This is a genomic window from Vibrio sp. M60_M70 (assembly GCF_037162085.1).
GTDB lineage: Bacteria > Pseudomonadota > Gammaproteobacteria > Enterobacterales > Vibrionaceae > Vibrio > Vibrio diabolicus.
Window position 1 is genome coordinate 1,136,575 of the sequence record NZ_JARLUL010000001.1, and the last position, 14,708, is coordinate 1,151,282.

Sequence of the window (14,708 nt, forward strand, 5' to 3'; positions counted from 1 at the left end):
GCTTCGCCGTTGAGCCAGCTATCCCCAAGTTAAAGAGGGGAACAGTACACTCTTATGAATAACAATATTTATAGTCTTAAATTTAAATGTTCGAGTTACAAAACTATAAATATTGTCACTAGTTTTAACGTTTCTCTTTTTAAGCAACAGTTAGAGGTTAAACTAAAATTTTTTTGCAAACCTTAAACTAAATCAATAAATCCTCAAAAATCTCGATAAAAATGGGGTAGCGACTAGCGCTACCCACACATTTTCTGAACTGTCAGCTTTACAGCCAAGCTTGGATCCCATATTGGCCTTCAAGCATACCAACTGCAAGCATAGCAACTAAACAGATAATAAGTACGCTTACTGGGATCACAATCTTGTCTACAAATGACAAGCGAGACGCGCGCTCTTTATCACCAATTAAGCCGTTGTTATCTAAAAGCATAGTTAGTGCCCAAGCTAGAACAGGGTTAACGACTGCTGAACCAAAGATACAGATGCCTGCTGCTTGTGAATCTTTTGAGTCTTTCACCATCTGCATGCCTGCTTCAAGTAGTGGTAGAGAGACGCCAACGAGAAGAGCAACGCGCATAACTGGTGGCCATACTGCAACATCCATAGGGAAACCAAGGATTGCAACAATAATACATAGAGAACCTAGTAAGATTGCACCGCCAGGAATAGGGCGCTTCGCGATTGCTGCAGGGATCATGTAAGTCCCCCAAGATGATGTGATGTTACCACCACCGACAGCGGTACCGACCATTTGGCGCACAGAACACATTGTCATTGTGTCATCAACGTCCATCAGTACTTTTTCACTCTTACGTGGGTAGTTCATTTCTTGGAAGATGCGGTGACCCAAGAAGTCAGGAGACCACATTGCTACAGCAAGAATTGCGAATGGTAGAGAAGCAATGAAGTGTTCCATATTAGGAAGACCAAGCATCCAACCTTCTTCTGTTGAACCCCACCAGTAGATTGGGTTTAGGTTTGGAAGACCCGTCTCGGTTACGAATTTAATATCGAAGCCTGCGCCAAGAACAAGTGCGATTGCAAGGCCAGTGAAGGCACAAACAGGGATTGCTAGCCAGCGTTTGTTCACTTTAGCAAGGAACGCGTATAGGCCAATGGTAACCGCAAGAACGATTAGACCGATGTAACCCATGCTACCTGCGGCAACTGTGTCGGATTGCAAACCAACAGCCCAAGCTTGAATGGAATTAATTTGGCTCATCGTTCCGGTTAAACCCAAGAAGATGAGAAGGCCACCAGCCGTACCTTCAGATGTGAGGTTAACCAGTTTTGAACCACCTTTTAACAGGCTCAGAATTAAACCAAACACACCAATGAGAATTGCCAATGCAAGAGGGTGAGCACCAGCAAGCGCGATGGTACCAATAAGAGGGATCATTGGGCCGTGGTTACCTGCTAGGTTGGCTTTAGGGTTAATAAAGCCAGAAGCAAGTACACAGAAAAGAAGTGCTGGGATGAGCATCTCTACACGGGCAACTTCGATGGCGAAATCTTTGCCCAGGTTAACATGGTCCCATGCGGCAGTTAGGCCTTCAGCCCAAGACATCATTACCGCAGAGTACATCGCGATAATACCAATCGTACCGGCAAGTGCTGGAACAAGATCTTCAAGTTCAAAACGGAAGTCACGACCTGGCAAGTTTAAGCCGAAACGACGCGGCTTCATAATTTGTAGTTCGTGGTCTAGGTAGTCTGAACGGCTTGCGAACTCAGATGCTGGACGATGAAGCTCACGGTAGCTCTTGGTCTCGATATCTGAATCAGAGTGCGTTTTGTTAACTGCGTCTGACATAGATTCCTCATATATTTAAAAGTTATGAATTCTTCATTCAATTGTGTTAATCCGCATCCTGCGGCACGCTTATGCTAGCTATTATTAGATTTGTTACACGTCGACATTGTGCCTAAGCATAGCTAATAACTTATTGTGTTGAGGCACAAAAAAATCCTCATCTTTTGGCAGGAGTCTAGCAAGATAGCCATTTAGGGTGATTGATTTAGATCACTTTAAGAATGGTTGTGAAATAAAACTACAGAAAGTTTCTGGCATGCGAATGAGATGGTGAAATCTTGTGTAATTTCATTACACAAGTTGCATAAAATTAGAATTTGTTGCTCTTATCGTTCTGGGATGCAGGGTAAATATCAATATTCATGATGATTATATAAAGCTGGCTTTATTCTTGCTTTCTACAGGGCAAAGACGATTTTTTGGCTAATCATTGCCGCTCAGTTTAGGAAAAAGACATGAAACAGCTTAAAGTACTGCCACTAGTGGCAATCATCTCAGGGTTAATGGTCGGTTGTGGCGGCGGTGGCGGTGGCGGTGGTAGTTCCACACCAAGAACTACATTCACTTTTACTTTTGCAGCTCCAAATGTCATTAGTGAAACAAATGCACAAAAAGACAGCTGTACTATTTACGACCGTAGAGTAGATGGCAATGGCATCGAGCAGGTATTGACCTATCAACCAGCCGTAAGTGCACAGCTAACAGGAGGTAAGGTTGTCGGTTTCTATTCAGACAAGAATGGTGTCCGTCAAGGCGACTTTATCTACCCATCAGGCACTACTTTGAAATTTGTTCTAGAAGACATTCCTGAGGACGGCTATTTTACTTATCAGTTGCTTGATGCTTCTGGAACCGTATTTACGGCAAACAGCTTCAGTCGAGACTTTTTAAAGGACAATAACCTTAGAAACTCAACGTTCTCTATGAATCGAGAGGCGGTGTCTGCTTGTAATAAAAATGGCAACTTCCGTAAGGCTACCCGAACTGACCTTAAGTATGAAGCAACGGAGGCTGGTGGCTTAGAGTACAACTTCATATCTCAAATTGCGAAAGAGTCTAAGCCTACCTATTCTATTGATTCTTTAGATGTAAGATCAATTGGTTCGAAGATGGAGTCGACAGTCGTGCTGCAATATGCAGACGCAGCGAAAACAGAACTGCACCAGTATGGTATTCGCGATTGGTCGAGTGAATCACCATTGCCATTGGTTGGCATGAATGGTTCTTCTCCAATCTTGAACCCAACATCTTTCAAATATGACACTTTAGACATCAGTGTACTTGTTGGTGATTACAACTACGAAGTTGCAGAGCTACCTATGTCAACGACAAAGTTCTACCACCCGCTTGAGCCAAAAACGGAAACTTGGACTTACAGTGTTGCAGCTGAAAAACCTATCAATGGTTGGACGGTAGCGCTGAACCAAAAGATGTATCAGGACGCAAATTGGGATATCTCAATTGATCCAAGCGCTTACTACAACCTAAATGCTCTGCCTGCGTCGCATGTGGTGAGAGGTTCAACTATTGATACTGGTTTTGCTTTCACTGACCAAGATAAAGGCTTTAGCCGCCTTGCATATCGTGCAGAGTCTAACTCTGGAACACTACACCGAGTAACACACAAGATATTTACAACTTTAGAGAGTGATGTCGTTGTTCCGGAGTTGTTCTACTACACATTCGATGACAGTGTGAAACAAGATTTGAAAGTTTCTTCTACAAGTGATTACTCACAATCTATTGTCGTGGAGTCTGCTGAAGCAAACCTAAATAGCTATGACTTTGTTTCTCTTTTCTCTCATGGTGATGTGACCGATCTTAAAGTGGATCACGATGGTCTTGTGATCAGTGAAGTTGATTCTGAGAAGGTCAATACGAATGCTCAGAAATCTGATTTTATGGTATTGGTTAAGTAGCGTCTTAACACTTTTGTAATTTTATTAAGCCCCTTCTAAAGGGGCTTTTTTATATTTAATATTCAGCTTTTGAAGAATAAGTTGCTATATATTGCATATTAATTTGGCTATCGTATCTTTCTATTCGAATTATTTAGGTTAATAATTTGTTGCAAGTTTCAGGGCGTGGTGCTAATTTGTTCCGAATTAGAGAGGGCGGAGTCCCTTAATTGCAGTGACAAAAACACAGGGAGTAGAGCGCATGAATGATGTACCAGCGCTAGATATAAAAGACCTGCACAAAACATTTGGACAAAATGAAGTTCTCAAGGGAATTTCTCTTGCCGCGCACAAAGGAGATGTCATCTCCATCATTGGCTCTTCCGGTTCTGGTAAGAGTACCTTTCTTAGATGTATCAACTTGCTAGAAACGCCTACCGCAGGCGAAATTTGGGTGAATGGTGAATTAATCCAAATGAAGAACAACCGAGCAGGGGAATCCGTTCCTGCTAATGAAAAGCAAGTGCAACGTATTCGCTCACGTCTAGCGATGGTGTTCCAAGGTTTCAACTTATGGTCACACCTGACAGTACTAGAAAACGTGATTGAAGCCCCTGTTCATGTTCTAGGCGTACCAAAAGCCCAAGCGATTGAAAACGCAGAAGTCTTGCTTAAGAAAGTAGGCCTATATGAGCGTAAAGACTATTATCCTGGGCACTTATCTGGCGGTCAGCAGCAACGTGCCGCTATTGCCCGTGCGCTAGCAGTTGACCCTGAAGTGATGTTGTTTGACGAGCCAACCTCTGCGCTTGACCCAGAACTTGTTGGGGAAGTATTAGGGGTAATGAGAGATTTGGCAGATGAAGGACGAACCATGCTGGTGGTCACGCACGAGATGGCATTTGCGCGAGACGTATCAAACCATGTGATGTTCTTGCATCAAGGCTTAGTGGAAGAACAGGGAAATCCAGCTAAGCTATTTACAAAACCGGATTCAGAACGATTACAGCAGTTTATCTCATCCATTTACTAATATTTTTAGGCGGCAGACTATTGCCTCCTAAGCCAGCACAACAAACAAAACGAAATAAAATAGCAATCACAGGAGTATGGAAATGAAAAAGTGGTTATTAGCAGCAACGATCGCTGCAACGGCAGTATCTGGTGTCGCTCAAGCGAAAGAATGGAAAACAGTTCGCTTCGGCATTGAGGGTGCTTACCCTCCGTTTAGCTGGACAGAAACTGATGGTTCTCTGAAAGGCTTCGACGTAGACATGGCCAACGCGCTTTGTGAAGAAATGCAAGTGAAATGTAAGATTGTCGCGCAAGATTGGGATGGCATCATTCCTTCTCTATTAGCGCGTAAGTACGACGCAATCATCGCTGCGATGTCTATTACTGAAGAACGTAAGAAGAAAGTCGATTTCACTGGCAAATACGCACTGATTCCAAACAAATTTATTGCCAAGAAGGGTGCGAATCTGGATTTTGACAACCTAGATGGCAAGAAAATCGCCGTTCAACGTGCAACAACACACGACAAATATCTGACAGATAACTATGGCGATAAAGTAGAGATTGTTCGTTACGGTTCTTTTGATGAGGCTTACCTAGATTTAGCCAATGGTCGTGTTGCCGCTGTATTGGGAGACGCCTCTGCTCTAGAAGAAGGTGTGCTTAATAAAGCGGGCGGCGACGCGTACGAGTTTGTTGGTCCGTCATTGACCGATCCTAAGTGGTTCGGTGAAGGTTTTGGTATTGCCGTGCGTAAACAAGATAAAGATCTAACGAAGAAATTGGACGCGGCGATAATTTCACTACGTGAGAAAGGTGTTTATCAAGAAATTGCTGGTAAATACTTTAACTACGATGTGTACGGTGAATAAACCGTAATTAAGCGACCGTTGGCTTGTTCCTAGAAGTAGTCAACGGTCGATTTTTTGAGTTTAGGGATTAGGAACTCACCTATGCTAGATTTACAAGGATACGAAGCTTCGATTTTAAAAGGGGCTTTAGTAACGATAGAAGTTGCAGTGCTTTCACTCCTTCTTGCCGTGATCTTAGGTATGCTTGGCGCATTAGCTAAGTTAGCGCCTTACAAATGGGCAAGGGCGATTGCCACTCTTTACACCACCGTCATTCGCGGCATTCCTGATTTGGTTCTGATGATGCTGATTTTCTTTGGTGGACAAATACTTTTAAACAATAGCCTGTACTCCATTAACGAAACGCTCAATGAGTGGTTTGCTTCGAGTGATCCAAACCATGAATGGACGTCTTACTTACCCGACTATATTGATGTCAGCCCATTTATTGCAGGTGTACTCACGATTGGTTTTATCTTTGGTGCCTACATGGCGGAGACTTTTCGCGGAGCGATCATGGCGGTGGACAAAGGTGAACTAGAAGCGGCGAAAGCTTATGGTATGAGCTCAGCCTTATCGTTTAGAAGAATCTTACTGCCTCAGATGATTCGTCATGCATTACCTGGATTTGGTAATAACTGGTTAGTGTTACTCAAGACCACAGCGTTAGTGTCCATCATCGGCCTGGATGACATGGTGAGAATGAGCTCGTTGGCGGCGGGTACGACGAAAATGCCGTTTACCTTTTACATGGCTGTCGCGCTCATCTTTTTGTTTTTTACCAGCGTTTCGACCGGGCTACTCAAGCTTGTTGAGCGTAAGTTCAGTATTCATGCGAGGTAAGTTATGGATTTTTCTTTGATTATTGAAAGTTTCCCAACTTATCTTCAGGGACTTTGGACGACAGTTTGGCTGGTAGGATTAGCGTTGGTTATCGGTTTGTGTGTCTCGATTCCATTAGCCGTGGCACGTAATAGTACGAATTATGCCTTTAGCTTACCTTCTTGGGGATTCATTTACTTTTTCCGTGGAACGCCGTTGTTGGTCCAGTTGTATTTGATTTACTACGGTATGGATCAGTTCTTTCCTGTGAAAGATACCTTGTGGGAAAACGCCTGGTTTTGTGCTTTAGTCGCTTTTATTCTTAATACGTCGGCTTATACAGCAGAAATTATTCGTGGTGCGATTAATGGCTTGCCCAAAGGTGAAGTAGAAGCTGCCAAAGCGTATGGGATGAGTAAGTTTATGACATACAGACGTATCATCTTGCCTAGTGCACTGCGTCGAGCATTACCAGCTTATTCAAACGAAGTGATTTTCATGCTGCACGGTAGTGCGGTCGCGGGTATCGTTACCATTATGGATCTAACTGGCGCTGCGCGTTTAGTTAACTCACGTTACTATGCGCCATTTGAATCTTTCCTAACGGCGGGGCTGTTCTACATGGCACTGACGTTTATGATCTTGTGGTGCTTTAAAGTGGCAGAGAAGCGCTTCTTGGCATACCTACGTCCTTTAAGTTAATAATTAATGTCAGCAATGGTATCGAAATGGGTACCATTGCTTTTTGATGATTTTGTTATCTTCATTCCTATTTTTCCTACCGATACAAAAGACTATTTCTTTTTATTCATGTACTTACATTAATATTTGATAAACCCATTGTTTAGTAAGTAAAAATGAAAAAAACAATTCTATCGTTGGGCCTTGCCGCCGTTGCCACTGGATGTGGTGGGGGAGAGGGAGAGTCACAACCTAATGCTCAAGTAAAACCAACGCCAGCTCCAGTTCAACAAGCTCTGGAAACTGGTAATGCACTGCTCGTTTCTGACCCGAACGATTTCATCCGAGAAAGTCGGCAAGTTGTGGAAGGGCACAAGAAACAGTCGAATACGATCAAATCTGCAATTGCGAAAAACCTTTCTGGCCTTTATTGGGATCCAACCCATGATGCAGCGATCTTGGCACCTCAGTATGGGTTCAACGACACCATCTTGATGACCAACAAGGCTATGGCTAGCGGTTATAAAGATCAGGCGTTGTCAATTGGCGTTGCTGGAGAAAAAGCTAATGGTCAACGTTATGCGCTATTAGGTAGTAACCCATTTAGAACGGCACAACGCTTTCCCGAATCTTCGAATGCAGCGATGACTCAATGGCTAAGCAACCTGGTCACTTGGTTGTCAGGCGGAGCTACTTCAAACGTTGTCATCGCGCAAATGGATCAGTCTTATTACTTCCCTGATGAGCAAGCGACTCGGAATTGGCTGAACGACAATGTTTCACAAGAGTTGGCGTTTAACGAGGCCAACCTATGCGATGGTTCGAAGCTACTTAGCTGCTTGCAAACCAATACTCCAAACTTATTGATCTTGTCACAGCATCTGCAATCTGGCGACACCAACCAACAAGTACTCGATGCTCTGGCATACGCTGAGCAAGCCCAAATTCCTGTTCTATACCTGCATTGGGATGGAGGACTAACTGAACTTGGCCGAGACATTTTGGAAAAATTCCATGTTGATTATGTGGGAGATAACTATTGGCGTAAGTTAGGCTTGGTTGATTGGGCGCCTTCATCACTCATGAACTTAGTGCCAGACTCTGTTGCTACGCAACAAGCGCTGTTGTCTCGTTTTGAATCTCAAAACTTCAATGTTGACTTGTCACAGTGTGATGACAAATCTTGTCCTGACACTGCGAATATGGAAAGTCAATTTTATGCAGGGGCAAACAGTATTCGCCATCGGTTGAAAAAGCTTGATGAACAAAAAGTAGATTTGTTTAATCAAGATGACTACCAATACGAAAAACTCATGGTATTGCTGGCTGATCACTATCGTCAAACGGTTGTGTTCCCAATGGACAAACAATCAACCCAAACGACCGAATTCCTAAAGTCGTACTTTGCCGATTACGTGCAATACAACAGCCGAAGCGTAAACCCAAAACAACCAAATATGGGGAACTTCAGCCGTAGTGAGTTTAGCCCTGAAGTAAAGAGAATCAGCGCAACGATTAATATGGAATCAAAGCGTAACTTCCGCTCTGCTGGTGTGTATGCGCTTCCTGGGGAGACCTTTACGGTCACGCGCAATGACAGTAATGAAGTGACGACTAAAATTGTCATCAACAGTTTAAGAAGTGGCGCAACTCATGAGTTCAGCAAAGATGGATACACGCGACCAAAAATGCTGACTTCATTTGCTTACGAAGTTAAAGCGGGTGAAACCATCACGCTGACATCTCCTTATGGCGGCCCAGTACAGGTTCACTTTGACAAAAATGATATTCCGGTTGAACTGAGATTTAACCATGTGGCACAGCATCCTGTATGGAGAAGTGAGAAGGACAACGACACCTTTATTCAGCAGCTAGAAGCCAATTTGTTTGATTGGGCCGAGCTGATCACCCCTGGGTTTGAAGTGCACTCAAAGCGTGACAAGATGTTAGAGTCGGTCAACGATGAGATGTGGTCGACACCAGCTGAAATGGCCCTGGCGACAGAAGAGTATGTTCATAACTACCCACATGTCTTGGCTGGTTTCCAAGGGCCGGGTATCGATGGGGTTCCGGAAATTATCCAGTATGCCAAAAATCAAGGTTGGGAAATCGCCAATATTGATATGGTGAAGCATATGAACGCTGACCAAGCGACGTGTGGTTACGGCTGTTCTGGTAACCCATACGATGCTTACTGGTCATTCAGCCCACTCGGTCACGGTGATTTACATGAGCTTGGTCATGGCTTGGAAAAAGGTCGATTCCGATTTGCAGGCTGGGAAGGGCATTCAACGACTAATTACTACTCGTATTACAGTAAGTCTCGTTTCTTCCAGAATACGGGGAAAGTTTCAACTTGCCAAAGCTTAGATTTCAAAGGCCAGTTTGAATTATTGCAAGCAAGCCGAACTCAAGCGGATCCAAACGCTTACATGGCAGCGCAAAATCAAACTGGTTGGAGTTGGGGAGCTCGCGTTTACATTCAAATGATGATGGCGACGCAGCATGAAGGTGTACTGCAAAATGGTTGGCATTTATTGGCGCGATTGCACCTGATTGAACGTGAGTTTAACCGCTTGAAATCGGATGATGCGCTTTGGAATGAGAGACGATTGAGTATTGGTTTCACCAACTACTCTCGTGAAGAGGCAAATAGCATCTCAAACAACGACTGGTTGCTTATTGCTCTGAGCTACATCTCTCAGCGAGACATGACGAGCTATTTAGATATGTGGGGCTTCTCGTTCACAGAAAAAGCGAAACAGCAGGTTGTGGCGCTGAATCTACCATCGATGCCTCTCACTTACTTTGCAAGCAGCAATACCGGCTACTGTCTTAACGAATTTGCTCAAACGCCAGTCAGTGTTGATGGTCAAACGGTTTGGCCGCTGAACTAGCTGAGTAGAAAGTAACTTGCATGAAAAAGGGAGACAGAGTCTCCCTTTTTCATGGGTTAAGCTTAGCGTTGAGTCCCGCTTATTGCTCAGTTATGTATTACTTGAACGTCGACCAAATTGGAGCGTGGTCTGAAGGTTTTTCAATACCGCGCAATTCATAATCGATACCCGACTCAATACATTTTTGCGCGAGAGAAGGGGTCGCCAAAATGACATCAATTCGTAGACCTCGGTTATCATCAAATCCGCGAGAGCGATAATCAAACCACGAGAATTGATCGTTCACTTCTGGATATAGCTTGCGGAAGGTGTCCTCAAAGCCCCAATCTAGCAAGGTTTTCAGCCATTCGCGCTCTTCCGGTTGGAATGAACATTTACCTGTTTTTAGCCAACGCTTACGGTTTGGTTCGCCGATACCGATATCTGCATCAATAGGGCTGATGTTGATGTCACCCATAACAATCAATTGCTCGTCACTATTGTGATGATCGTTTAGGTAGGTCATCAGATCTTTATAAAACTGACGTTTGTATGGGAATTTTGTTTCGTGGCTGATGTTATCCCCTTGAGGGAAGTAGCCGTTTAGCACCGTGACCTTTTCGCCGTTTTCATTTAAAAACGTTGCCATGATCATGCGCTTTTGGTGCTCTTCGTTATCCGTCGGGAACCCTTTTTGTACGTGTAGAGGTTCTTGCTTACAAAGCATTGCGACGCCGTAGTGCGCTTTTTGACCATGGAAATACACTTTGTAGCCCATGGCTTCGACAGCTTCAATCGGGAATGCTTCATCGTGAACTTTAATTTCCTGAAGGCCAATCACATCTGGTTGGTGTTTGTCGATTAGCGCTTGGAGTTGGTGCAGTCGCGCACGTAGTCCATTGATGTTAAAGCTGATTACTTTCATTGTTTATCCTTTTTGAGGGCGTACTTTTTTATGAATAGTATCATTGTGCAAGAGCACTGAAAACGAGTCTCGGTGAAAGGAGCGAAACGTTGGGCTACTTTGCTTTTAATTTGTTTTCTAAGTCGTTTTGCACGATCTTTAAAGCGTTAAGCGCAACTTCTGGATCTATCTCATTGCTCTCAAGTAAATAGATCAAATCGACAGCCAATTTGATCTCTTCAGGTGCGTCATCTAAAGTCGAGGTTGGTTGATCGGCCATTATTGGTGTTTTTCCCTATGTGTAATTTGGTTCTCTAGTTTCAGAAGCGCTGCCTCACAACGTGCCAAACGTTGCTCGGTCGCTAGTAACACTTTCTGAGCCTCGGCACGCATAAAACTCGGAGCGGTTTCGACAGCACGTTCTTTTTCTAACACCATTTCGCGCAAGCGTCTTGCCCACTCTTGGTGTTGAGCGAGTTCCTGATAAAGCACGTTAATAGGCTTGCGGAAATGGCTGCTATGTTTGATCTCATTCTTGCGAATTTTGGTGGTAGAAATCTCGCGTTGAATCGCACCTATTTGCGCTACTAACCGTTCAGTGAGGTACTCAGCACGCAAAGCGGTGAGCTTACCTTCATTTTGCTCACGCACAATCGCATCCAGCGTGGCTTTTGCTTCTTTTACGCAAGGAGTAAGTAAGCGAGAGCGACAACCAAATAAGCGCTCATCAAAAAGCGGAACATGGTGTTCGCCTCTTTGACGGTCAAGAACAGCGGCTTGCTTCGCCATTTGTTCTAGGTTTTCCTGGAGTTGAGAAATGTTCATGACAAACCTACAAACCATGCGTCATAAGCCAATTTTATGGCCAGTATACTGACGACAGTAACAAATACAGGGCGAATGAATTTAGAACCGAACCGAATGGCGGAATGTGCGCCAACAAAAGCGCCAGCCATTAAACATACCCCCATTGTTAAGCCTAGCACCCAGTTGATATGACCGAGGACTGCAAACGTGATCAAAGAGGTAAAGTTGCTGGTAAAGTTCATTGCTTTTGCTAAGCCAGAGGCGAGCAAGATATTCAGCCGATACAGAGCCATTGAACTTACCGTCCAAAAAGCCCCAGTTCCAGGCCCTGCGAGCCCGTCATAGAACCCTATGGATAATCCTTGCATGTACTGTTTTCTATGAAGTTTTGGGCAAGGCTCGGGAATTGGACTTTGATGAGGAGAGTGCGGTGTTTTATGGAAGACGGTATATAACGCCGCCGCTAAAATAACAAGAGGTAACCCTTTTTCTAGCCAATCCGTGCTAATCGCGTCCACAAGTAGGGTACCTAATGTTGCTCCGACAAGCGTCGCAACAAATGCTCTTCCCCAGCATTGAGGCTTGAATAAACGTTTCTTGTAGTACGTAAATGCCGCAGTAGAAGAGGCAAAGGTAGCCGCAAGTTTATTGGTGCCTAGTGCAATATGGGGCGGCAAGCCCAACGATAGTAGAGCAGGTACGGTTAGCATGCCACCACCACCGGCAACTGCATCAATAAATCCAGCGACAAAAGCGACAAGCGCCAACACCAACAGCATAGTTGGCTCAATCATTTCCATAAATGGTGATTCTTCTAATATTCTATTTTACGTTTAAATGGAGGTAGTGAGTCGATTAAGGCTTGTCCGTATCGCTTAGTGACTAGGCGTCGATCAAGAATCGTTACTCTACCAGAATCTCTCTCTTTACGCAGTAAGCGACCTACGCTCTGGATCAGCTTTTTGCTTGCGTCAGGTATAGTTATTTGCATAAACGGGTTCCCTCCTTTTTTCTCGATATACTCGGAGTGAGCCTGTTCGACAGGAGAGGTTGGAACACCAAATGGAATTTTTGTAATCACCAAGTTTTCAAGTAATTCGCCAGGTAAATCTAGCCCCTCAGAGAAACTGCCAGTACCAAATAAGATGCTAGTTTTATTTGATTCTATTAGCTTTTTATGTTTTTTTAGAATTTCTTGACGTGAGCTTTCACCTTGAACTTGCAACGCCCAGCCTTTTTTTATGAAATCCGAAGACAGCGCCTTCGCAACTTGGTTCATCTGCCAATAGGATGAGAATAATACTAAGTTGGCTTTCTTGTCTTCCAAGTACTTAGGCAATATCTCAATAAGATATTCAGTAAATTGAGGCGCTGGTGGTTCATATTTCATCGCAGGGATGAGCAATTCTGCCTGGTTTTGGTAATCGAATGGTGACGCAAGCGCTAAAAACTGTGTGCCTGATTCTGGTTTTCCATCAATACCAACCTGATGGCAAAAGTAATGGAAGGAGTTTAATGCACGCATCGTTGCGGAAACTAAAATGGCGCCAATGCACCTGCTCCAAATTTGTTGGTCGAGTTGCCATCCAATTTCAAGCGGAGAAACACTCACAATGAAATCACCCTCGCGATCGGGGTGGGTTTCTAACCAGCGAGCTAAAGGCGCACCTTTTTCACGAGTTGGCTCAGCCATCAAGTGCCAGACTTGCGCTAGGTTTTCTAACCTTTGAATGTAGAAGCCGAGCTCTGCAAGCGCTGGTTCAGCCAATCTTGTCGCAAGCTCCCCATCTTTTACTCTTTCCGCAATAAGGTCGGCAATTTTTGCCACACTTTGATTTGCTTTTTTACTGAACTGCTTTAACTCTTTGGATTGGTTCTCTAGCCATTCTGGTAGTTCACCGTGCTCAAAGCGGTAGATACTCTCTTCAAATTGAGCTGGATCGAACTGTTTAGGCAGTTGAGTCAGTGCTGGTATCAAGTTCTGAACCGCGTCTTGAAGGTCGTTGCGAAATCGAGCTACGCGCTTCTCGTCTGCGAGCGACGAAAACTTGCTAATCGACTGATTTAACTTCTCAAGCCATGCTGCCGCACCTTTTAAGCTCGCAGATGCTGAAGCATGATCGCGGGCGACGTGAGGTAAGTGATGTGCCTCGTCAAAGACGTATATCGTGTTTTCTGGCTCAGGTAAGATTACTCCGCCCCCAAGTCTGCGTCTGCCATGACGAGAGAGTGGTTCGCAATGATGACATCATTCTTATCCAGCTCCGAGCGCGCTTTTTGAAATGGACAGCCGCGATGGCCCGGTAGACTGTTATTGCAACTGTGTTTATCACTGACAATCAGTTGCCAAAGCTTATCATCGATGGTTTTAGGCCAAGAATCACGGTCACCATCCCATTTACCTTGCGCAAGAGAGCGATGCATTGTTTCCAACAGCTCTATATCTTTTTGCTTAGGCTTGGTTTCGAACATGGCTAACTGACCACCATCAGCACCACAAGACGAAGCAAGTTTTTCTGCACAACAATAGCGTTGACGGCCTTTTGCCAAAATAAAAGAAAACTCTCGGTCGGTAATCCGACGAAAAAGAGGGAGGTCTTTATTTATGAGCTGCTCTTGCAGAGCTACGGTCGCCGTTGAGATAACCACTTTTCTATTGTTATGTACAGCCACGGGGATGGCAGCCATTAGATAGGAGAGCGACTTACCAATTCCAGTCCCTGCTTCTGCAACCAGTATTCGGTTAGATTTGTGGTACTGACCGCACAGCGTTTTTGCAATCTCTGCAACAAGGTAGTTTTGTGCTCTTCTAGGTACAAAGTTATCAAGTTGATCTTGCAGGTTTTGATAGCTATTACGAATCGATTTTTGAATGTTACTGGTCAGCATACGGGCCTCAAATGCGTTGGAGGCGAATAGTAGCACACATCACTAGTTGTACAGTAGTTCACAAAACGGAATGCTTTTATGAGGAATGTAGATCTTCTTCACAAAAAAATATTGAACCTTATCTAAATGAAATTAATTTCATTATATGAA

General features: G+C 44.2%; 11 protein-coding genes and 1 pseudogene. 6 read left to right on the plus strand and 6 right to left on the minus strand.

The features are described 5' to 3' along the window. Positions 1–268: 268 nt before the first annotated feature. A complete protein-coding gene (locus P4S59_RS05345; protein ID WP_005390668.1) occupies positions 269–1,816 on the minus strand; it encodes a DUF3360 family protein in 1,548 nt (515 codons plus the stop codon). Between the two features lie 455 nt (positions 1,817–2,271). On the opposite strand from P4S59_RS05345, the gene P4S59_RS05350 reads away from it, so the two are divergent. The 6 genes from P4S59_RS05350 (at position 2,272) to P4S59_RS05375 (ending at position 9,979) form a co-directional block, all read left to right on the plus strand. Then, a complete protein-coding gene (locus P4S59_RS05350; protein ID WP_170891661.1) occupies positions 2,272–3,735 on the plus strand; it encodes a 54K polar flagellar sheath protein A in 1,464 nt (487 codons plus the stop codon). Positions 3,736–3,976: 241 nt separating this feature from the next. After that, positions 3,977–4,747, plus strand: a complete 771-nt coding sequence (locus tag P4S59_RS05355) for an ABC transporter ATP-binding protein (protein WP_337168055.1) — start codon at positions 3,977–3,979, stop codon at positions 4,745–4,747. 82 nt (positions 4,748–4,829) lie between these two features. After that, entirely contained in the window at positions 4,830–5,600 is a 771-nt protein-coding gene (locus tag P4S59_RS05360) for an ABC transporter substrate-binding protein (protein ID WP_012841998.1), read from the plus strand. Between the two features lie 81 nt (positions 5,601–5,681). Continuing rightward, complete coding sequence (locus tag P4S59_RS05365; RefSeq protein ID WP_006742137.1) at positions 5,682–6,422, plus strand: ABC transporter permease; 741 nt, start codon at positions 5,682–5,684, stop codon at positions 6,420–6,422. 3 nt (positions 6,423–6,425) lie between these two features. Beyond that, entirely contained in the window at positions 6,426–7,103 is a 678-nt protein-coding gene (locus P4S59_RS05370; RefSeq protein ID WP_005390676.1) for an ABC transporter permease, read from the plus strand. 155 nt (positions 7,104–7,258) lie between these two features. Continuing rightward, positions 7,259–9,979, plus strand: coding sequence for an ImpA family metalloprotease (locus tag P4S59_RS05375; RefSeq protein WP_337168056.1), 2,721 nt, complete (start codon positions 7,259–7,261; stop codon positions 9,977–9,979). A gap of 97 nt (positions 9,980–10,076) precedes the next feature. Here P4S59_RS05375 and xthA read toward each other — a convergent pair whose 3' ends face one another. From xthA to dinG, 5 genes and pseudogenes are all read right to left on the minus strand, one after another. Continuing rightward, positions 10,077–10,883 carry an exodeoxyribonuclease III gene (gene xthA, locus P4S59_RS05380; RefSeq protein ID WP_048626179.1) on the minus strand — a complete coding sequence of 269 codons (807 nt, stop codon included), beginning with the start codon at positions 10,881–10,883 and terminating at the stop codon, positions 10,077–10,079. Between the two features lie 94 nt (positions 10,884–10,977). Then, positions 10,978–11,142, minus strand: a complete 165-nt coding sequence (gene rsmS / locus P4S59_RS05385; protein WP_337168057.1) for a pleiotropic regulatory protein RsmS — start codon at positions 11,140–11,142, stop codon at positions 10,978–10,980. After that, positions 11,142–11,687 carry a primosomal replication protein gene (locus P4S59_RS05390; protein ID WP_012841995.1) on the minus strand — a complete coding sequence of 182 codons (546 nt, stop codon included), beginning with the start codon at positions 11,685–11,687 and terminating at the stop codon, positions 11,142–11,144. The genes rsmS and P4S59_RS05390 overlap by 1 nt, the downstream gene beginning before the upstream one ends. After that, positions 11,684–12,469 carry a sulfite exporter TauE/SafE family protein gene (locus P4S59_RS05395; protein ID WP_005390688.1) on the minus strand — a complete coding sequence of 262 codons (786 nt, stop codon included), beginning with the start codon at positions 12,467–12,469 and terminating at the stop codon, positions 11,684–11,686. The genes P4S59_RS05390 and P4S59_RS05395 overlap by 4 nt, the downstream gene beginning before the upstream one ends. Before the next feature lie 14 nt (positions 12,470–12,483). Continuing rightward, a pseudogene (gene dinG / locus P4S59_RS05400) lies at positions 12,484–14,558 on the minus strand (ATP-dependent DNA helicase DinG). Positions 14,559–14,708: the final 150 nt, after the last annotated feature.